The sequence below is a fragment of the Photorhabdus stackebrandtii genome, assembly GCF_011189495.1.
Taxonomy (GTDB): Bacteria; Pseudomonadota; Gammaproteobacteria; order Enterobacterales; family Enterobacteriaceae; genus Photorhabdus; species Photorhabdus khanii.
Map to the genome: position 1 here is coordinate 191,572 of NZ_PUJV01000005.1, position 20,697 is coordinate 212,268.

Below are 20,697 nucleotides of genomic sequence, written 5' to 3' on the forward strand. Positions count from 1 at the left end.
TGTTAACAGGATAATTTTCATTCATTCTGACAGATTTAAACTTTCTTAGCATCAGCATAGCGTTGTAAATGCTGAGAATATTAACATTAAGATTCCCCATCCCAATTTTTCAGCTTGGATGTTTTTCCAATGCCTGGATTAAGAGTGTTAGTAGGATCGGTCATTCGATAGAAAGCTTTAAGTTGAGGCTTAGCCTGATACAGATGACCCACATTATGTTCTGCGGGATATTCTGCGCCTCGTTTATCAAGCAGTTCCATCATTCTTTCTTTCAGAGCATGTACATCCACACCTTTCTTCACAATGTAATCCTGATGGAACACATGGCACATAAAATGTCCACAATAAAGCTTGTGCACTAATACATCATCAAACTCCGGTGGTAACTGTTCAAACCATTTACGATCATTACGGCGCAAAGCAATATCAAGCGAAAGGATATTCTCCGTTTCGTTACTATGCACGGCTTGATAACGGATCGCTGAACCACCCGCGGAGAAACGATGCAGGAACGCTTTAGCGCCTTCATCCGGTGTACAAGCAAAGAAATCCCCTTCTGCCCGGCTGAAATAACTTTCCAGCCAATTTCTAGCTTCCTCAACCCCATCACCAGACATTTTTAATATCAAATGATGCTCAAACCGATCACGATATTCTTTCAAACGCTTAGGTAAGTGGGGAGGAAGTAAACGACTTAACCCTTGCATCATTCGATCAATAATATTGGCAGGTAAAAATGGGATCCTGTTGAAAATAGCGTCCATTTTCCCTTTCAAAGTAAAATAAGCTGGCATCTTATCCGTACCAAGCTTATCAATCATAATGAATGTATCTTTACCGTAAACTTCTGCAATATCGAAAACATCCCGATGCATATATTCACCCGCCACCGGTAAATGACGAAAATTCGCTAATATATGGCGCCGCAATTCCGTCAATACATCAGTTTGATTGGTACCAATATAAAATACCTGAGATAAAGGCTCTGCCGGGAAAGTATCAAGCCTAACCGCAAACACAACCAATTTACCTGCACATCCTGAGGCTTCAAACAGACGGCGTTCATCAGAATTAAAACGAGATGGCGTATCAGCATCTACGTCACGTACTCGTTGCGCATACTCATAATCAGACGCTTTACGCTGACCATATTCTACATCTTGCTCACTGTAACGCTGTCCTTCCAGACAAGAGAGGATCTCTTCCGGTGTTTCTCCCAGACAGATACCCAGATGATTAATCAATTCTGGTTTACCACGTTCATTAACTCGTCCGTATAACGCCATTTCAGTATAAGCTGGCCCACGATGAACCAAAGATCCGCCGGAGTTATTACAGACACCGCCAATCACAGAAGCACCAATACAGGAAGAGCCGATAATGGAATGCGGCTCGCGTCCCAGAGGTTTAAGAGCACGTTCAAGTTGCCACAATGTACTGCCAGGCAGCGCGACTACCTGATTGCCCTGTTTCAGGATCTGTATTTTATTCATGCGCAACGTACTAATGATCACGATGTCGCGGTCGTAATCCTTACCATTTGGTGTAGAACCTTCGGTCAAACCGGTGTTAGCCGCTTGCATCAAGATGATTTTATCTGCTTCAACGCAGGCTTTAAACACACGCCACTGTTCCACCAGCGAACCGGGAAATACCACAGCTAAAGCGTCACCTTGGCCGGAGCGAAAACCTTTACGATAACGTTCCGTTTTATGGGGAGCAGTCAGGATATGAGATTTACCGACAATATTGGTCAGGGCAGTGATGAGTTGTTGATTTTGAGAGGTCTTTGCATCATTCATAGTCTCTTCCTCTATAATTTAATCGCCTCTCAGAGCATAGATTGTTTTTCTCCATTTACCGTTGAAATTTTTCTTATCTGCAAACTACCTCCCTGTTTTTTTTCCTAAGATTCTTATTCTGAATTATTGCAACAATGGGAAACATAAAAAAAACGGCGCCAAATTCGGTGCCGTTATTCTTTTTCAAACCGAATACTAAACCATTTCAGAACACTGAGGCATCGGCTGACGGAAGCTGCGGGTCAGGAATACCATATAAATCAAACCAATTGCTCCCCAAGTCAGCCCTAACTCCATAGAACTTTGTTCCAGATTCATCCACAGCACACCAACAGTACAAGCCCCAATCACCGGTAATACCAGGAAGTTGATTGTATCTTTCAGTGTACGGTTACGACGTTCACGAATATAGAACTGAGAGATGACCGACAAGTTTACAAAAGTGAATGCTATCAGCGCGCCAAAGTTAATCAGAGCCGTTGCAGTAACCAGATCAAAGATCATTGCGGACAGCGCGACAAGACCGACCAGCAATACGTTGATTGCCGGAGTTCGCCATTTCGGATGCACATAGCCGAATACTTTCTCAGGAAATACACCATCACGCCCCATAACATAAAGCAGACGGGAAACACCTGCGTGAGCCGCCATACCAGAAGCCAAAACGGTGACACAAGAGAACACCATAATGATGGACTGAAATAAAGTACCCGCTACATACAGCATAATTTCTGGCTGAGCTTCATTCGGGTTCTTGAACCGAGAGATATCAGGAAAATAGAGCTGTAAGAAATAAGAAACCATAATAAAGATGATGCCGCCAATTAATGCCGTCAGGAAGATCGCTTTCGGGATCACCTTGCCTGCATTCGGCGTCTCTTCGGACAACGTGCTAATGCTATCAAACCCAAGGAATGAAAAACACAAAATCGTTGCCCCGGTAATCATCGGGATTAAATGAGCATCTTCAGAAGTAAATGGCCTTGCGCTCCATAAAGTTCCTGCGCCTTCTCCATTGTATACGCCGTGGATCAACAAGCCCACGAATACAAGCATAACTGCAACCTGAACAATAACAATACCTGTGTTGAGATTAGCAACAACGTTAATCCCACGCAGGTTAAAAACGGTCATTAGAAACGTCAAACCTACAACGAAGATCCACGGATCTACACCGGGAAAAATGGCCTGGAGATAAATTTTCGCCAACAAGATATTTATCATCGGCATGAACAAATAGTCCAGCAACGATGACCAACCCACCATAAAGCCAACATGAGGGCTGATGGATTTTTGTGCATAAGTGTATGCAGATCCGGCAGAAGGAAAACGTTTTACCAATTTCCCATAGCTTAGGGCAGTAAACAGAATTGCGATCAAAGCAATAGCATAAGATGTTGCTACATGACCGTCAGTCAAACCAGAAACAATCCCGAAAGTATCAAAGATGGTCGTAGGTTGCAGATAAGCAAGCCCCATCATCACCACCTGAACTAAGGTCAGTGTTTTTCTGAGTTGAACACGATTGTTCGCACCAGTTTGGTTGGTGCCAATTGGAATTACAGTATCATGCGACATGAGCGAAACCTCCCATAACTTCGATTCGTGTTACGGTACTACTTAATCGACAGTTACTGGGAAGACTTCGCTTCTGCCTATAGGCAGTGGAATTAGAGGCTGGATTATACGCAGAGCTCAACGCTCCGTAGTCATCAACACAGCAGCTTGCGCCAATTGGCACAAGTGCGAAAGAGAATAATTGCTCCATATTAGCGTTCCTCATGACGGCAACCGATTCTCGTTATGGTTGCTCGTGGGCCAATTATCTATCCGGCTCAGAATCCGGCCTCTAGTATAGTAAAAAATAAGTCTAAGCAAAAAAAATAACCGACACATATAAACGCATCAGTTATTTTCCAGTGGGCGAATTCTGCACTTGAAGACTTGAAATAGCAATAGTCACCGCACTAAAAGCCCATTATTTTTTACCACACAAATTGATCACGCTATGGAATTTAACTATGTCATATACATTCTTTTGACATGCATTAAGTTGTAGCACAACACAAAACGGATTGCCATTCAGTTTTTGCAGGTAGAAGTAAAAAAACAAAACCCCCTGCCAGAAACAAACAAGGGGGTTATAGCACATTATAGCTAAAACTAATTATCAGAAGTCGTAGGTGATACCAATGTTATAACGACGGCCATCCAGTACCGAACCATGATTCTCTTCAGTAACACGTTTATCAAATACGTTGTATACCCCACCTAGCACACGTAACTCTTTAGTCAAATTATAACTAACGCCGATATCCACAAAGGTATAGGATGGAGTCCCCTTGTCCATACGGGTACGTAACAAGTAATCCGAAGTTTTGCCGCGGAAATTAACGCGCGTCCAGGTTTTCATTTCCGGTAAAGTCTGCCAGTTCAAAGTCGCATTTGCCATATGCTTAGGCGTTTTGTTCAGTGGCTTACCTTTGAAATCCCCACTTTTTTGTTCTGAATCAGTATAAGTGTAGTTTGCTGTCAACGACCAGTCTTCAATGATATCCCAGTTCATTGTCGCCTCCACACCATGCATATTTACTTTATCAACGTTCTCACGTTTACTAATAAAGTCATAATTTATTCCATTAATTGGAGCACATGGTTTAGCGCTGTCTTTATCACAATCTCTAATTTCAGTGATCTTATCTTTAAAATCTGTATTAAAGAGAGTTATACCAATATTAAAGTTATCCTGATTGTTCCAGATAACACTAATTTCTTCACTAACCGTTTTCTCTGGCTTAAGATCTGAATTGCCTAAAATCATGCCCTTCAAGAAACGGCCACCTGTTACTTGTCCCCAATTCGGGGCTACATGACGCAGATCAGGTGAGCGATAACCCGTGGAGACACCACCTTTAATCGTCCATTGTTCATCCGCATGCCACACACCATACAAACGAGGCGTCCAGTGTGCACCAAAGTTTTCGTCTTTATCCATACGGATGCCGCCAGTCAGAGCAAAATCATTAGTCATTTGCCACTCATCTTCAGCAACCAACGCCCAGCTCCAGCGAGTTAATTTATTCACATCTCTTGCTGAAGGCAGTTGGTTACCATCATCTCGCAAATCTTCATAACGATACTGACCACCAATGCTTACTGTATGATCATCCAGCATGAAGACTGAATGATTATTAAATACCGTCTCATTATATTTCATGTCACGGCCGGGGTTACTTGACTCGTCACGCTGAATGTAGGTATTTATGGTACCAAAGTCATAGTTGCCATTATGGGTGATAGAATAATTATTACGTTTATAGCGATTTACATTATCATCACAAGATTTTGGCGTGCATTCACGCGTCTTACCGATAGTTGAATCACGATCCTGCTCATAACGACCCGCTACAAAATCAAAAGTATTCTGTTCATCAGGTGTCAGAGAAAAAGTTGCTGAACCGTTGCGCATTTCCTGCTTGTTAAAGCCGCCAATAAATTTATCTTCGTTGCGGTGAGAATACAGGCCATGCACTTGTAATCCCAATAGTCCGTCAATTATCGGGCCTGCTGCATAAATGCTGCTCTGATGGCTGTTACCGGAATTTTTACGTTCAGTCAAAGTGGTATCAGCGCGAAGGCTGGTTTTCCACTCTTTCTGCGCTTTACGGGTAATAACGTTGATCACTCCTCCCATCGCATCAGAACCATACAGAGAGGACATAGGACCACGTATCACTTCAATACGTTCAATAGCAGCCAATGGCGGCAACCACCCCTGCTCAATACCAGAACCGTCACTGTTTGGACGGGTATTACGGGTATCAATACGCTTACCATCAACCAGAATCATAGTATACTTAGATGACATACCACGAATACTGATATCACTGCTGCTACCACCTCCGGTTATAAGTACTCCCGGTACATCTTTCAGTGCATCAGTCACATCACGATAAGCCTTGGTTTCCAATTGCTCACGGCTCACCACAGAAATAGACGCTGGCGCATCTTCAATCTTCTGTTGGAAGCCTGAAGCAGTAGTTACAACAATAGTGTCATTACTGTCACTGGCCGCAAAAACAGAGCCAGATGAGATTGCAGCAATAACTCCTAACGCGATTTTTCTTTTATTAAAAACACCCATTCCCGATTCTCCAAGAAATATAATTATGTTTTATTCATATGTAAAAATGGATAATCAACATATGCTCAAATAACGAGGAAAAATATTTACCTCTGTGTGGTTTTATTGTTTTTTATTAGATTTACTTATATTTTATGATCATAAAATATAAGTGACTTTCCTATCTCATTAAATTATTTTATTTTTCATTCTTTGCAATAAATAATGGATCTGAACATTACCTAGACAAAAATAATCGTTTTTAAGCGCATGATAATACGAGCGAAATAGCCCATCCCTCACTTATTTATAAGTACCGTTCCGGTTTCTATGCGCTGTCCATTCCCATGTTTTATCAACAATATTTTTTTAAACAATACGTTACAATAGGTTCTAACTGGCTAACTTGGAAACCAAGCCATCAATCAATACCTGCGGAACACCCTGAGAACAGTATTCAATTCTGCCTCTGACCCCATAAACTTGTGCCAAACTATCCGGCGTAATAACTTGTTCAGGAATGCCTTCAGCAATTAAATTCCCTTTTTGTAACATTAATACATGGTTACCATGGCGCAAAGCGATATTAATATCATGCACCACTACTACCGTAATAATATTACGACGATATGTTTCTTGTGCAACCAAATCCATGACATGATATTGATAATTTAAATCCAGCGCACTGAGTGGCTCATCTAATAATAACAATGTTGGCTTACGAATTAACGATTGTGCCAATCCAACTAACTGTTTTTGACCACCGGATAATTGATCTAAATAACATAACGCCAGATGTTCAATCCCCAACTGACGTAATAAAGACATCACTTCTTCTTCGCTGGTTTCAGAATGACGCCCACCGGAGGCCCGCTGCGCAACAATAATGGATTCCAGCACATGTAAATGAACACCAGCAGGCAAACTTTGTGGCAAATAAACCACATTTTCTGCCCGCTGGGCAAAATTCATTTTCATCAAATCCTGACCATCGAGCCAGATCTGCCCGCTTGCGCGATTTAATCCAGCCAAAGAACGTAAAAGTGTTGATTTTCCGCTACCATTTGGCCCCAGTAATACCGTAATTTTTCCACGGGATAACGTTGAAACATTTAAATTTTCAATGACCGGATTTTTCGGATAGCCCGCGCAAAAATTATTAATCGTTAATCCCTGATTCATACATTCCCCCTATGGCGTAAAATTATGCTAAGGAAGAATGGAACCCCAACTAATGCGGTAACTATCCCAACCGGAATAATGACACCTGGGATCAAGTTCTTCGAGACAATCGACGTCATAGACAGCACTAATGCACCAATCAGTGCACTGGCAGGCAAATAGAAGCGGTGATCTTCCCCAAACATCATACGAGCAATATGGGGTGCAACCAAACCGATAAAGGCAATTGGTCCGACAAATGCAACCGCTAAAGCGGAAAGAATACTGATACGCAGCAATGTACCCAAGCGCAGGCGACGAACATCAATACCAAAACTGATTGCACGATCTTCACCCAAACGCAACGCTGTCAATTTCCAAGCATTCATCATTGAAATCGGAAATATAGCTGCAAATACCAGCAACATAACACCCAGTTTTATCCAAGTTGCTCTGGCAAGGCTACCCATTGTCCACAGTACCAACCCCTGAAGGGTATCCTCAGTTGCAATAAACTGCATCATGGAAACCAGTGCATTGAAAGTAAAGTACAGCGCAATACCAAACAACACCACGCCAGAAGTGGCAGCCCGTGTCCAACGGGTAATACCATCCAGCATCAACGCTGACAGAAAAGCAAAAATAAAGGCGTTCGCAGAGATGAGCCATTGGTCAGGCAGGCCCGGAATACCAACACCTGACACGATGGCCAACGCAGCACCAAATGCAGCCGCCTGAGAAACCCCTAAAGTGAAAGGGCTTGCCAATGGATTATTCAGAATTGTCTGCATTTCAGCACCAGCCAGCCCAAGAGACAGACCGATCACCACCGCCATCAAAGCGTAAGGTAAACGGATATCCCAAACAATAACCCGTGTACCCGCATCCATACTCTCTGGTGACACTAAAGTCTGCCAGAGAGACTGCAAAGATAAACCTGATGGCCCTATAGTAAAATCTATTACCAAGGAAACACCGATAACCAGGAAGATGAACATCATCATCACGATACGCCGGCGTAAAATATGTTGGTAATGGGCTTTTACACCGTTGTCATCTGATTGTTGTTTCACCGTTGGCATAAGCTCGGTAGTGGCACTCATTGTTTCTGTTACCTATCTTACTAATTACTTCTCACTGACCCAATAAACACCTGATGGCTCAACTGCCAGGAATTTATTGTGTAATTCATTCAGTGTCTTCTGTGGGTCCAAATCTGCAAACTGTTCAGGATAGAACCACTTAGCAAATACCTGAGCAACTATCACGTTATATGGAGAGTTGTAATAGTTATGCCAAATAGCATAATCTCTGCCCTCTTTGACCGCAGTCAACGAGCTGATACCTTTGCGTTCAGTCATTGTTTTCAGACTGGCTTTTGCCAGTTCAGGTGTTGATTGTGCCCCCAGTTTTACACCAGGTTCATTGCTGTCTGGCGCTTTTGCTCCACTGGCAATGTAAATATAAGGGTCAACGGCAATAACTTTTTCGAGGTTCATGTTGCCAAGCGCGCCTGGCAGAACATCTTTAGCAATGTTTTTGCCACCAGCCAGATCGATAAAGTTACCCAAATTACCATTACCGGCCGTCCCACAGCAGTCTTCAAAAGCGCCGGCTCTCAAGTCGATAAATACGCTTGGCTTTTTCTCTTCTGAGATTTTACTGGTGATATCAGTCACCAATTTGACATTTTTCTCGTAGAAATCAGCATACTCTGCCGCTTGTTTTTCACGGTGCAGTACTTTACCTAGCATACGAATGCTCGGGAGCGTGTTTTTTAACGGCTCAGTACGGAAGTCAACAAAAACAACCGGAACACCTGCCTTTTCAAGCTGGGTAACTAATTCACTGTTCTTACCAGGCCCATGACCGGATAAGCCAAAAATAGCAATGTCTGGATTGAGGGTTAACACTTTTTCAGCGCTAACGCTGTCAGCACTGGTGTTACCAATCAAAGGAATTTTGTCAATTTCAGGAAATTTAGCTTTATAGACAGCATAGGACTGTGGGTCCAATTTGCGGAAATCACCTTGCCAACCCGCGATACGAGCCAGGGGCTTATCTCCTTCAAGTAAAGCGACAGCATGAAACAAACGGCCTTCGCCCAACAAAATACGGTTTATATTCTCAGGAACTTCAACAGTGCGACCCGCTACATCAGTGACCGTTTCAGCCCATGACGCGAAGCTTGCCATGACTGCTGAACCCGCCAATAGGCCGATACTGATACTTTTTGCAATGGATCGAGATACAAATTTCACTTTGCTAGCCCCTTTCATATTAATAATTATGGCGCTAACAATAAAGTAAACGAGAATACTTATCAATGTTATTTACACAGATTTTAGTAAATTGAGTAACTAATTTCATACTAACTCTATGAAAAATAAAAAACCGCCCATTCGGTTACAAAATGGGCAGTTTCTTCTGACTTCTATTAATAACTGTTTATTTACTCCAATAAATAAACGTTAAGATAATAATAAATCAATCGTGAATCAAAATAAAAACCCGTAAAACCATGCCGAATTAACATTTTTCCCAAGATCCCTGCCGGCCTGTTAATCATCATTTAGCATGATCAAATTCACTTATTTGGGATATCAGGAAATTTCATCTCGTTATATTTAATAAAATTAGTTTTCTTCACCAATTTATAACCAAACCAAATCAACAAGAATAATGGAATACCAATATAAGTTGCGGTTACACCATACCAGTCAATTTTGTCTTGTAGAAATGCCTGGTAATTCTGCCCTAATGTGATGGTCAGACACAGAATAAACGCAAAGATTGGACCAACCGGGAAAAACCCTGAACGATAAGGCAGTCTACTTAAATCCAGCCCTTGAGCGATGTAACCACGGCGGAAACGATAATGGCTGATAGCAATCCCCAACCAGGCAATAAAACCTGTCATACCTGAGGTATTCAACAGCCACAAATAGACGGTCTGGTTACCATACATTGAACTAAGGAAACACAAAGCAGCAACAACCGTTGTTGCATACAAAGCATTACGCGGTACACCACCTTTGGATAATTTTCCAAAAATCTTCGGTGCCTTGCCCTCTTTTGCCAGTGTGAACAACATACGGGTAGAGGCATACATACCTGAGTTACCGGCAGACAACACCGCTGTCAAAATAACAGCGTTCATCACAGCCGCAGCTGATAATAAACCGGCATTTTCAAATACCAGCGTAAACGGACTGACGCTGATATCACCGACCTCATTACGCAGTAAACTTGGGTCAGTATAAGGAATGATCAGACTGATAATCAGGATCGCAAAAATATAAAACAGCAGAATACGCCAGAATACTTTACGTACTGCGCGGGGAACATTTTTTTCTGGATCTTTGGATTCACCCGCAGCAATACCAATCAGCTCAGTTCCCTGAAAAGAAAATCCAACGATCATTGCCACGCCGATCATGGCAGAGAAACCACCAGCAAAAGGCGCATCACCCACAGTCCAGTTATGCCATCCGGCGCCTTCCGCACCTTTCATGATACCGCTTATCATCAATAATCCGACCGCAATAAAGACAATAACTGTGCTGACTTTAATCAAAGAGAACCAATATTCGGCCTCACCAAAACCTTTCACTGAAATAAAATTCAACAGGAAAATTAGTGCGAGGAATAGCGCGCTCCAGATCCAGCCCGGCATATCGGGTAACCAGTAATTCATCACTAACTGAGCAGCAACCAAATCCACAGCGATAGTCACCGCCCAGTTGTACCAGTAATTCCAACCAAGGGCGAAACCAAATCCTTCTTCAACATATTTGGAGCCATAAGTTGAGAAAGAGCCAGAGACAGGCACATAAGCAGCCAATTCCCCCAGACTGGTCATCAGAAAATAAACCATCAGACCAATTAATGCATAGGAAAGTAATGCTCCACCAGGCCCTGCTTGTGAAACCGTCGCACCTGAAGCCACGAATAACCCGGTACCTATTGATCCGCCAATGGCAATCATTGCCATATGCCGTGCTTTCAATTCACGGCGCAAATGTTGCACTACTGGTTTCTGGGAAACACTTTGTTGTTGTTGAGACATTCTGTTCCTGTTAGCTGCAAATAAGTCTGATGGCGGATTGTAGCAAATCCTCACTGTCAAAATAGCGAGGAAGCGCTGTTATAAGATACCTTCATAATTTAGAGAAAATTATAAGAAACACAGGTAATTCTAAATTTTAAACAAAACGTAAAACTCACCGGCAATAACTGAGCAGTTTTTGCAATGCATTGGACATATGCTTCTGCCGATGATGAACCAGGTACAACATCCTGAAAAGTTTCAACTCCGGCACTTTTAATTCCAGCAAAGTACGATTTTCCAATTGCTCTGCAACGACCCGTCTGGATAAGCAACTAATCCCCATGCCAAATTTGACCGCATGTTTTATCGCCTCGGAATTTCCCAACTCCATCAGAATCTTGAACCCAGGTAAGCGGGCAAACAACAGATGATCCAATACCTCTCTGGTCCCCGAACCCCTTTCTCTTAATATCCACGATGCTTTGGTTAGATCATCCAGTTTCAGATTCTGTTTAGCTAGCGGGTTCTTAGGCGAAGAAAAAATAACCAACTCATCCTCCATCCAGAGCTGAGTTATCAATTCAGGACTATGGCAAGAACCTTCTATCAAACCAAGGTCAACGCGGAATTCGAGTATAGAATTGATAACATCCTGTGTATTACTGATGTTTAGCTCCAGAGGGGTATCTGGAAAATCCAGGCGATAATTTGCCAACATCTCCGGTAACATATAATTCCCAATGGTACTACTGGCAGCAATACGTAATGCACCCAATTCCTGTTTGAACAACAGCTGAATTTCCCCCGCCTGTTCCAGCAATGCCAAAGCCTTGGGATAGAGTAAACGACCATGCTCATTAGTCACCAACCGTTTTCCTACTCGGTCAAAGAGCTGTACGCCAAGCTGGCTTTCCAAATCCGTTAATGAAGCACTCACTGCGGATTGAGATAGCGCTAACTGCTGGGAGGCTTGTGTCGTTGAACCGCTTTTCAATACCTCCGTGAAAACTTCCAATTGCCTCAATGTGATATGCATATTGCCCCGCAAAATATGGTGTCATCGAAATAGGTTGTTTTAATTTTATACAGCAATAAACAACTTAACAAAAATCCTCTTTTTATTACCACTTTTTACGATTATACATAAAAATATTATCAATTTTAATGATAAATTGATTTGCTATATGCTTATGTTTAAAACATATAAGCAAAGTGAGAAATATCTATGTCTGACATTCATGAAGAAAAACTCAGTCAACAACCGTCAATTCCCGGTATGAACTTAATACCTGGACTCATACTGGCAGCAATACTGACTGCAATTTCAATATACGCCGGAAATATCCCGTGGTTTGTTAATATGGGACTGGGTGCACTGACACTGGCGATCCTTGCAGGAATCATTGCCGGTAATACCGTCTATCCTTTACTTAAATCTCATTGTGATAAGGGTATCCATTTCTCAAAACATTATCTTCTGCGAGCAGGGATTATTCTTTATGGCTTCCGTCTGACATTTCAGCAAATTGCCGATGTAGGCACTACCGGTCTTTTGATTGACGCTATTATGTTGTCTTCAACGTTCTTTATTGCAATCTGGCTGGGCAAATCACTCTTTGGATTAGATCAGCAAACCTCAATGCTGATTGGTTCCGGCAGCAGTATCTGCGGTGCAGCGGCCATTATGGCAACCGAACCGGTAGTGAATGCCCCCGCCAGCAAAGTTGCTGTTGCAGTGTCAACAGTTGTCATCTTCGGTACTATCGCTATTTTCATTTATCCATGGTTCTATCAGCTCAATGAGCATTACCAGTGGATCCCATTGACTCAAGAAGCTTTCGGTATCTTTACAGGCTCCACCATTCATGAAGTTGCTCAGGTTGTTGCTGTCGGTCATGCTATTGATGATCAAGCTGAAAACGCGGCAGTTATCAGCAAGATGATTAGAGTTATGATGCTGGCGCCATTCTTGTTGTTGTTATCCAGTTACATCAGCCGTACCGGAGCAAAAAACGGAGAGAAAAACCAAGCGAGAACGCCGATTACCATTCCCTGGTTTGCGGTAATTTTTATTGCAATAGCAGGTTTTAACTCGTTCGATTTATTACCTGCAAAAACAGTGAGTTGTTTGATTCAGATTGATACTATTATGCTTGCCATGGCAATGGTTGCACTAGGTTTAACCACGCATGTGAGTGCCATCCGTCAGGCTGGATTTAAACCCATTTTACTGGCTCTGATTTTGTTTGTATGGCTGATGGTTGGTGGATTCTTGATAAATCTGGGCGTTCAATATTGGTTTGGTTGATCGGAACATATGCATTGAAGAGCTTCAACAACCTATGACCTTTCCGTTCTTAAGGTTCAATAAGCGATTGAACAATGTCAAAATGGTGTAAATAGGAAGGAGAAGAATGATGAAATTTATTGGAGCACATGTCAGCGCTGCCGGCGGCGTCGATCAGGCAGTTATCCGGGCTCACGAACTAAAAGCGACTGCTTTTGCCCTGTTCACAAAAAACCAGCGCCAGTGGAATGCACCACCTTTAGCCACTGACATTATCGATAAATTTAAAGAAAATTGTGAGCGCTATGGATACGGTAGCCGGCAAATTCTCCCTCATGACAGTTATCTGATTAATCTTGGTCACCCAGACATTGAAGCACTGGAAAAATCCAGGCTGGCTTTTATTGACGAAATGCAACGTTGTGAACAACTGGGTATCGATTTATTGAATTTCCATCCTGGCAGTCATCTTAACAAGATAGATGTGGATAACTGCCTGACACGAATTGCAGAATCTATTAATATCGCTCTCAATAAAACGCAGGGAGTCACCGCTGTTATCGAAAATACCGCAGGTCAGGGCACAAATCTGGGGTTCAAATTTGAACATCTGGCAGCAATTATTAACAGAGTTGAAGATAAGAACAGGGTTGGTGTCTGTATTGATACCTGTCACGCCTTTGCCGCTGGTTATGATTTGCGTACTGAAGACGTTTGTCAGCAAACTTTTCAGGAGTTTGAAAAAATTGTTGGCTTTCAGTATCTGTGCGGAATGCATTTAAATGATGCCAAAAGTGAATTTGCCAGCCGTGTTGACCGACATCATAGCCTTGGGGAAGGAAATATTGGCAAAACACCTTTCAGTTATATTATGCAAGATGCCCGTTTTAATGGAATTCCGCTAATCCTTGAAACAATTAATCCAGATATTTGGCCACAAGAAATTGCTTGGCTGAAATCACAACAAAATTAATGGTCCTTTTCATTTAACGGGTGTCAGTTCAATTTTAGCCATCATTGCGGCTAATTCGGGGCGATTGCTGATACCCACATTAGGCTGGCTAACAGCAAGCGCCGATACAGCCGTTGCCAATCGCAACGTGTGTTCACTGGACTCCCGCATCAGCAAACCATAAACCAAACCACCGACCATTGAATCACCGGCACCCACAGTGCTGACAACTTTACAAGGCGGTGGTCTTGCCAACCATGCTCCAGATGCATTAACCCATAATGCGCCCTGTTCACCTAAGGATATAACGACATGAGCAATTCCCTGGTCCCTGAGTTGATGTGCCGCCATGATCACATCGGATAACTCAGGTAACAGACGCCCCGCCCAGACCTCAAGTTCATAGCGATTCGGTTTAACTAACCAGGGAGACGCTTTCAGACCCGCAACCAACGCTTCACGGCTGCTGTCGAAAATAATACAAGGGCAAAGCTGGCGCAAGTGGGCCATCCAATCGGTAAACGATTCAGCAGAAACACCCGCGGGTAAGCTACCACTGACAACAACCATATCAAACTGTCCGAGCCATGAAAGCGAGTCATTAACAAATTCCGACCATTCCGTTTCACTAACATAAAAACCAGAGAAATTGAAATCCGTTACTTCACCGCTCTCTTCTGTTAATTTGACATTAATTCGTGTTCTGCCCGGCACTAAATGGAAACGATTTTCCATGCCATTTTCACTGAAGAATTGCTGAAATCCTTCCTGATTTTCCCTACCCAGAAAACCACTGACAGTGATATCAACGCCTAAATCACACAAAACTTTAGCAACATTATTGCCTTTCCCTGCCGCATGCAGTCCGGCTGCTTGCACACGATTAATCGCCCCTTTGACGATTTCCGGGCACAATCCAACCAAATCATAAGCTGGGTTTAAGGTGATAGTGGCAACTCTACGGCTCATTATGCCCGATGTCTCCTAAGTAGATAATCATCATTACTATGAATTTTCAGTTCCATTTATACCATTAAAATTGAATCGTTTCAGTTAAATTCCATACTTTCTTGATCGTTGTCTTATACTGATTTACGGAATAAGAATAGTCTTGAGTTTTTTTCTCAAAAAGAGATGCTAATTTGCTGAAACTTATCTGAAGGAATATATCAAATGTCCGTAATTGTTGGTGTTGGCGTTGTTATTGTGAATGAATATGGTCAGGTATTACTTGGAAAACGCAGCAGTAAACATGCGCCATACTGGTCAATATTTGGTGGTCATGTTGATGCCGGAGAAACATTTGAACAATGTGCAATCCGTGAAATTGAAGAAGAAACGGGTCTGACGATACAATCACCAAAAGTCTATGGTGTTTGTAATAATCTTCAGACTTATCAAAAAGAAGGGAAACATACCATTTCAGTCTGTTTATTGGCTAAACACCCAGGTGGTGAACCAAAACTAATGGAGCCGGAAAAATGCGAACAACTTATGTGGTGCGATCCTGATAATCTCCCTGAACCCCATTTTGAAGCCAGCCGGAATGCCATAAAAATGTGGCGAGAGAATTGTTTCTATCTTACTGAGTGAACCAACTTATATTAGTTCAATTTCAAATAATCCTTTATGACGTCTATTTACACTCTACATACAAAAATGTATCTTTAAGCTAGTACAAAGAAACAATATACTCAGCAGGAGTTAATATGTCCATTGAGACAACTCAGAGTTCAAAGCGCCCTTCCATACTTGGTGGGGCAATGATAATTGCCGGAACCTCTGTTGGTGCCGGAATGTTCTCCACTCCCGTGGTGACTTCCGGTATCTGGTTTACTGGCTCAATTATTCTGCTGGTTTATACATGGGCTTGTATGTATTTTTCCGGCTTAATGATTCTGGAAGCCAACCTGAATTATCCATCAGGGGCGAGCTTCCATACCATTACTAAAGATTTACTTGGCAAAGGATGGAATGCGATCAACGGCGTCTCAATTGCATTTGTTCTCTACACACTGACCTACGCCTATATTTCAGCCGGCGGCTCAATCATTGCCCACAATTTTAAAAATATTATTCCAATATCACAGGCTAGCACCGGCTTTATTTTCTCCTTTATCGTCGCATTTATTGTCTGGCTATCAACTAAAGCCGTCGATCGTCTGAGCACAATTTTGATCGGGGGTATGGTTATTGCTTTTTTTATGTCCGTTGGTGGCATGTTTACAGAAGTTAAATCTGTTATCCTATTCAATCAAAGCAATACTATACCAAGGGATACGGCAGCAAGTTATATGCCTTACGCTTTAGCCGCCCTACCCTATTTATTAATTTCATTCGGATATCACGGTAACGTCCCAGGTTTGGTGAAATATTATCATAAAGACAGCAAAGCCGTTGTTCACAGCCTGTTATTCGGTACGTTAATCGCACTGACTATTTATATCCTATGGCAATATGTTATTCAGGGGAATATTCCCCGTGAAGCATTCAAACAGATTATTGCTGATGGCGGGAATATCGGTGATTTACTGAAACAAATGGATAATACAACCAACAACACAACCGTTACCCAGCTTCTAAACGCATTTTCTTATATGGCGTTGGCAAGTTCATTTCTTGGTGTCTCTTTAGGGCTGTTTGATTACCTAGCTGATTTCTTTGGCTTTAAAGATAACAGCACCGGCCGGTTAAAATCTGCATTAGTAACATTTATTCCACCTACAGCCCTGGCTTTGCTGTTTCCCAATGGTTTTCTGTATGCTATTGGCTTTGCCGGATTAGCCGCAACCATTTGGGCTGTTATTGTCCCGGCACTTATGACTCGGGCAAGTCGCCGGCGTTTCCCTAATGCCAGTTATCAGGTACCAGGTGGGAAATTCCTTATCGGATTTATCATTCTGTTTGGCTTGATGAACGCGGTAGCTCATATCCTGGCCTCCTTTGATTTACTGCCCGTGTATCGCTGATATACCCGATATTCTTTCTACAAACCCCAACGTAAAAAAACGCTGGGGTTTTCTGATCCCCACTTGCCTAATTCCCTAACTACGAGTAATTTTGTCGCCGGTTATTCTCTCCCAGTTTTATGGAAGGTTACATATGGCTAAAGCCAACGAAATTAAACGCGGTATTGCCGTCAGTTATAATGGTAAGTTACTGCTAGTCAAAGATATTGATATTCAAGCACCAAGCGCCCGGGGAGCCAGCACACTATATAAAATGCGTTTTACCGATATCCGTACCGGGCAAAAAGTGGAAGAACGTTTCAAGGGTGATGATATCATTGATACGATTAACCTAACTCGTCGCAGCGTTAATTTTTCCTATATTGATGGCGATGAATATGTCTTCATGGATGACGAAGATTTCACACCTTATCATTTTAAAAAAGAACAAATCGAAGAAGAATTACTATTCATCCCTGAAGGTGGCCTGCCGGGTATGCAAGTTCTGACAATAGAGGGACAGGTTATTGCCCTTGAACTGCCGCAGACAGTCGATATGGTTATTGAAGAAACTACTCCCGGAATTAAAGGTGCCTCAGCCAGTGCGCGGACAAAACCTGCAAAAATGAGTACCGGGCTGACCGTCCAAGTACCTGAATATATCAGTAACGGCGAAAAAATCCGTATTCATATTGCAGAACGTCGCTATATGGGGCGTTGTGATTAACAACATTAGCTAATCCTAAGTTGCTCTGTATAAAACAGAGCAACTCATTTTAGATTATTTAATTAACTATCCGTTTATCTTTATAATTTAGGCATAATTTGAATTTCCAAATAAAATGCAAGCGTAAATTCGCCATTGATTTTCATTTATATTGCTAAAAAATGAAAAATAACATTCCAAATATTATTCAGTTAAGTATTGAAGAAATAATATTTATCTTAATATCAATTATAAGAAATTGTAACAATTCCGATTTTCTTTTCTCCTTTTACCCATTTAATTTCTGTTACACCAATTTGGTGTGGTAAATAAAAATAAACATCATTTTGGAAATCCAATTTTCGTCGCTGGGTAATTTTATCTCCTTTTCGCCAGCAAGTGGTGTCAGTCCAGTGGTCATGCCAATCAAAACGACATGGTGGTTCAACAATTGCACCTGAAAAGTGAATAACCCCTGTACCTAGTCTTGTCTCTGACTCACTACTAACAACACCAGAAATCATTAGGAAAAAACAACCCACCATAACCCGGAATATAGACATAAAACCCTCGCCATAAGACAGCATTATTTGCTGAGATTTCCAAATGCAAAATCAATCTGGAAATCGGAAAAACTTACGAGTCCATGCTATTGGTAACGGCTATTTTTATTGTTTTATTACTGTTTTTAGCTTTTGAAATTGATTAAAACACTTACATCTTTCAATGTGAAAATTATCAGAAGTAATAATTAATAAATTAAAAATTTATAACTTTAAATATTGCCACTATTACTCAATAAAAACGACAAAATTGAGCATAAATATTTACCAAATCAAATAAGCATCAGCAGGAAAAAGCACAAAACAGATAAAAAACCACCAGATTAACTTATGATAGGGACTGAATTCATAACATTGTTACCTAACACTTGTTATATTAACCTACATAATTATGAGCTTGATTATTACTGAATTTTACTTTTAACAAATGGTATCCTATGACATGCAGTCATTCATTTACCATATTTACACTTAACCTGTTAGGGATCACTTTATTTCTCTCCTGGTATTTACCAGAGCACCACGGTTTTTGGTTAAATATCGACTCTGTAATCTTCTACTTCTTTAATGAGAAATTAATATCGGGTTCAAAATTTACAGAGTTTGTAGCATTTTTGAATATCAGGGCTTTCGATGTAATTTCACTTTTATGTATGGGATGACTTTATTATAGCGTATTTCGTAAGCAGAATTACGCAGGCAAACGCAGATTATTCATGATTGGCCTGGTCATGCTGATAAGCACAATTATACTTAATCAAATCAGTCATCAGCTCCCTGTCATTCGTCCAAGCCCGACATTAACATTTGATAATATCAATCGCATGAGTGAAATGACTAATCTGATGACTAAGGATTCATCTGGCGATAGTTTTCCAGGCGATCATGGATTAATGCTATTCATTTTCAGCTGCTTCATGCTTCGCTATATCTCAGTTAAAGCATTCTCCATTGCATTACTGATTATGGTCATATTTACGTTACCCCGCATTATCGCGGGAGCGCACTGGTTTACTGATATTGCAGTCGGTTCTTTATCTGTGGTTCTCATTGGAGCAAGTTGGTTATTATTAACACCATTAAGTGACATAATGATTAACTGGTTGGATAAGAGCCTACCACAAATTGGTCGCCCGGTATAAACGCCTTCTCGTATGCCCCTTATTACTGAGGAATATTGGGAAGGTATTTAACCTTCCTGATTGCTCATAAGATCCACATAAATAACATAAATTAGCAACATTCCTAATCTCTCGTACTGAGAAATCTAATTTTTTGTAAATTATGCCATTAAATACTCGCCTTTTCCTGATTGTTTCTGTACTCTCGGTCTGAATAACATTTATTGTAAATATCGTCATAAAACGTGGCATCCGACGCGTTTTTACAGTAAACGCGTTGTTTGCTTATTGCTTTTTCTGACACCAGGCTTCGAAGCGTTTGATATTTTTCAATAATAGCGACCAACTTAAGGTAAGGATAGCAAGGGAAAACAAAAATAATGGTCAAATCTCAACCGGCACTGAGATACATTACGCGCCTGATACTCGCGCTGTTCGTAGCGATCACTTTATCCGCGTGCAGCTCACCAGATTCTTCAAAATTTCGCAATACACAAACTGATACGCATGCAGTAAACGGTAAGAACGGTTTCTTACTTCAAGCGTCTCAGGATGAATTCGAAGCACTGGTTCGTAATCTGGACATAAAATCTAAAATTCTTAGCCAATACAATGGCTGGAAGGGGGTTGCCTATCGACTCGGCGGCAACACTAAACGCGGTATTGATTGTTCTGGCTTTGTTCAACGTACTTTCCGTGACCAGTTCGGCATGGAGCTGCCACGTTCAACATTCGAACAACAAAACATTGGCAAAAAAATCGACCGCTCAAAATTACGTCCTGGCGATCTGGTTTTGTTTAAGACAGGTGCCCATACAAGGCATGTTGGTATCTATGTTGGCAATGACCAATTCGTTCATGCCTCCACCAGCAATGGTGTGATTGTTTCCAGGTTAAACAGCGCATACTGGAGCAAACGTTATTACGGTGGTCGCCGGGTCATCAACAATAGCATAATGCCTCCTAACGGCTAAGAATTCTTT

16 protein-coding genes and 1 pseudogene are annotated in these 20,697 nt (G+C 41.6%); 7 read left to right on the top strand and 10 right to left on the bottom strand.

What is annotated here, in order from left to right; genetic code table 11:
• Window positions 1-86: 86 nt before the first annotated feature.
• From dld to yieE, 8 genes are all read right to left on the bottom strand, one after another.
• Window positions 87-1,802, bottom strand: coding sequence for a D-lactate dehydrogenase (gene dld / locus C5470_RS06440; protein WP_166286926.1), 1,716 nt, complete (start codon window positions 1,800-1,802; stop codon window positions 87-89).
• Window positions 1,803-1,997: 195 nt separating this feature from the next.
• Complete coding sequence (locus C5470_RS06445) at window positions 1,998-3,380, bottom strand: APC family permease (RefSeq protein ID WP_036849217.1); 1,383 nt, start codon at window positions 3,378-3,380, stop codon at window positions 1,998-2,000.
• A 592-nt stretch (window positions 3,381-3,972) separates the two neighbouring features.
• A complete protein-coding gene (locus tag C5470_RS06455) occupies window positions 3,973-5,946 on the bottom strand; it encodes a ligand-gated channel protein (RefSeq protein WP_166286928.1) in 1,974 nt (657 codons plus the stop codon).
• A 372-nt stretch (window positions 5,947-6,318) separates the two neighbouring features.
• Window positions 6,319-7,107 carry an ABC transporter ATP-binding protein gene (locus C5470_RS06460; RefSeq protein WP_036849210.1) on the bottom strand — a complete coding sequence of 263 codons (789 nt, stop codon included), beginning with the start codon at window positions 7,105-7,107 and terminating at the stop codon, window positions 6,319-6,321.
• Window positions 7,104-8,189 carry a FecCD family ABC transporter permease gene (locus C5470_RS06465; RefSeq protein WP_166286930.1) on the bottom strand — a complete coding sequence of 362 codons (1,086 nt, stop codon included), beginning with the start codon at window positions 8,187-8,189 and terminating at the stop codon, window positions 7,104-7,106. Before C5470_RS06465 ends, C5470_RS06460 begins: the two co-directional genes overlap by 4 nt.
• Window positions 8,190-8,213: 24 nt before the next feature.
• Window positions 8,214-9,365 (bottom strand): ABC transporter substrate-binding protein, encoded by a 1,152-nt coding sequence (locus C5470_RS06470; protein WP_207626904.1) that lies wholly within the window; start codon window positions 9,363-9,365, stop codon window positions 8,214-8,216.
• Window positions 9,366-9,673: 308 nt separating this feature from the next.
• On the bottom strand, window positions 9,674-11,155 hold the full coding sequence (locus tag C5470_RS06475; RefSeq protein ID WP_166286934.1) for an amino acid permease: 1,482 nt from the start codon (window positions 11,153-11,155) through the stop codon (window positions 9,674-9,676).
• Window positions 11,156-11,309: 154 nt separating this feature from the next.
• The gene (gene yieE / locus C5470_RS06480) at window positions 11,310-12,173 is read right to left on the bottom strand and encodes a DNA-binding transcriptional regulator YeiE (protein ID WP_166286936.1); all 864 of its coding nucleotides are present in this window, start codon (window positions 12,171-12,173) and stop codon (window positions 11,310-11,312) included.
• Between the two features lie 189 nt (window positions 12,174-12,362).
• Between yieE and C5470_RS06485 the strand changes: the two genes are divergently transcribed.
• Together C5470_RS06485 and nfo are read left to right on the top strand one after the other, a co-directional pair.
• On the top strand, window positions 12,363-13,445 hold the full coding sequence (locus tag C5470_RS06485; protein WP_166286938.1) for a YeiH family protein: 1,083 nt from the start codon (window positions 12,363-12,365) through the stop codon (window positions 13,443-13,445).
• Between the two features lie 109 nt (window positions 13,446-13,554).
• A complete protein-coding gene (gene nfo, locus C5470_RS06490; protein ID WP_166286987.1) occupies window positions 13,555-14,397 on the top strand; it encodes a deoxyribonuclease IV in 843 nt (280 codons plus the stop codon).
• Between the two features lie 9 nt (window positions 14,398-14,406).
• Here nfo and fruK read toward each other — a convergent pair whose 3' ends face one another.
• The gene (gene fruK / locus C5470_RS06495) at window positions 14,407-15,345 is read right to left on the bottom strand and encodes a 1-phosphofructokinase (protein WP_166286940.1); all 939 of its coding nucleotides are present in this window, start codon (window positions 15,343-15,345) and stop codon (window positions 14,407-14,409) included.
• Between the two features lie 204 nt (window positions 15,346-15,549).
• Here fruK and C5470_RS06500 point away from each other — a divergent pair, with 204 nt between their 5' ends.
• From C5470_RS06500 to yeiP, 3 genes are all read left to right on the top strand, one after another.
• Complete coding sequence (locus C5470_RS06500; RefSeq protein ID WP_166286942.1) at window positions 15,550-15,969, top strand: nucleotide triphosphate diphosphatase NUDT15; 420 nt, start codon at window positions 15,550-15,552, stop codon at window positions 15,967-15,969.
• 116 nt (window positions 15,970-16,085) lie between these two features.
• The gene (mtr, locus tag C5470_RS06505; RefSeq protein ID WP_166286944.1) at window positions 16,086-17,345 is read left to right on the top strand and encodes a tryptophan permease; all 1,260 of its coding nucleotides are present in this window, start codon (window positions 16,086-16,088) and stop codon (window positions 17,343-17,345) included.
• 133 nt (window positions 17,346-17,478) lie between these two features.
• Window positions 17,479-18,051: an elongation factor P-like protein YeiP gene (yeiP, locus tag C5470_RS06510; RefSeq protein WP_132352772.1), complete on the top strand. Its 573-nt coding sequence runs from the start codon at window positions 17,479-17,481 to the stop codon at window positions 18,049-18,051.
• 224 nt (window positions 18,052-18,275) lie between these two features.
• Here the strand turns inward: yeiP and C5470_RS06515 are convergent, their stop codons facing one another.
• Window positions 18,276-18,593 (bottom strand): hypothetical protein, encoded by a 318-nt coding sequence (locus C5470_RS06515; RefSeq protein ID WP_207626905.1) that lies wholly within the window; start codon window positions 18,591-18,593, stop codon window positions 18,276-18,278.
• 437 nt (window positions 18,594-19,030) lie between these two features.
• Here C5470_RS06515 and C5470_RS06520 point away from each other — a divergent pair.
• Both C5470_RS06520 and mepS read left to right on the top strand, forming a co-directional pair.
• Window positions 19,031-19,735: pseudogene (locus C5470_RS06520) on the top strand (phosphatase PAP2 family protein).
• Between the two features lie 359 nt (window positions 19,736-20,094).
• Window positions 20,095-20,688 (top strand): bifunctional murein DD-endopeptidase/murein LD-carboxypeptidase, encoded by a 594-nt coding sequence (mepS, locus tag C5470_RS06525; protein ID WP_166286946.1) that lies wholly within the window; start codon window positions 20,095-20,097, stop codon window positions 20,686-20,688.
• Window positions 20,689-20,697 lie beyond the last annotated feature (9 nt).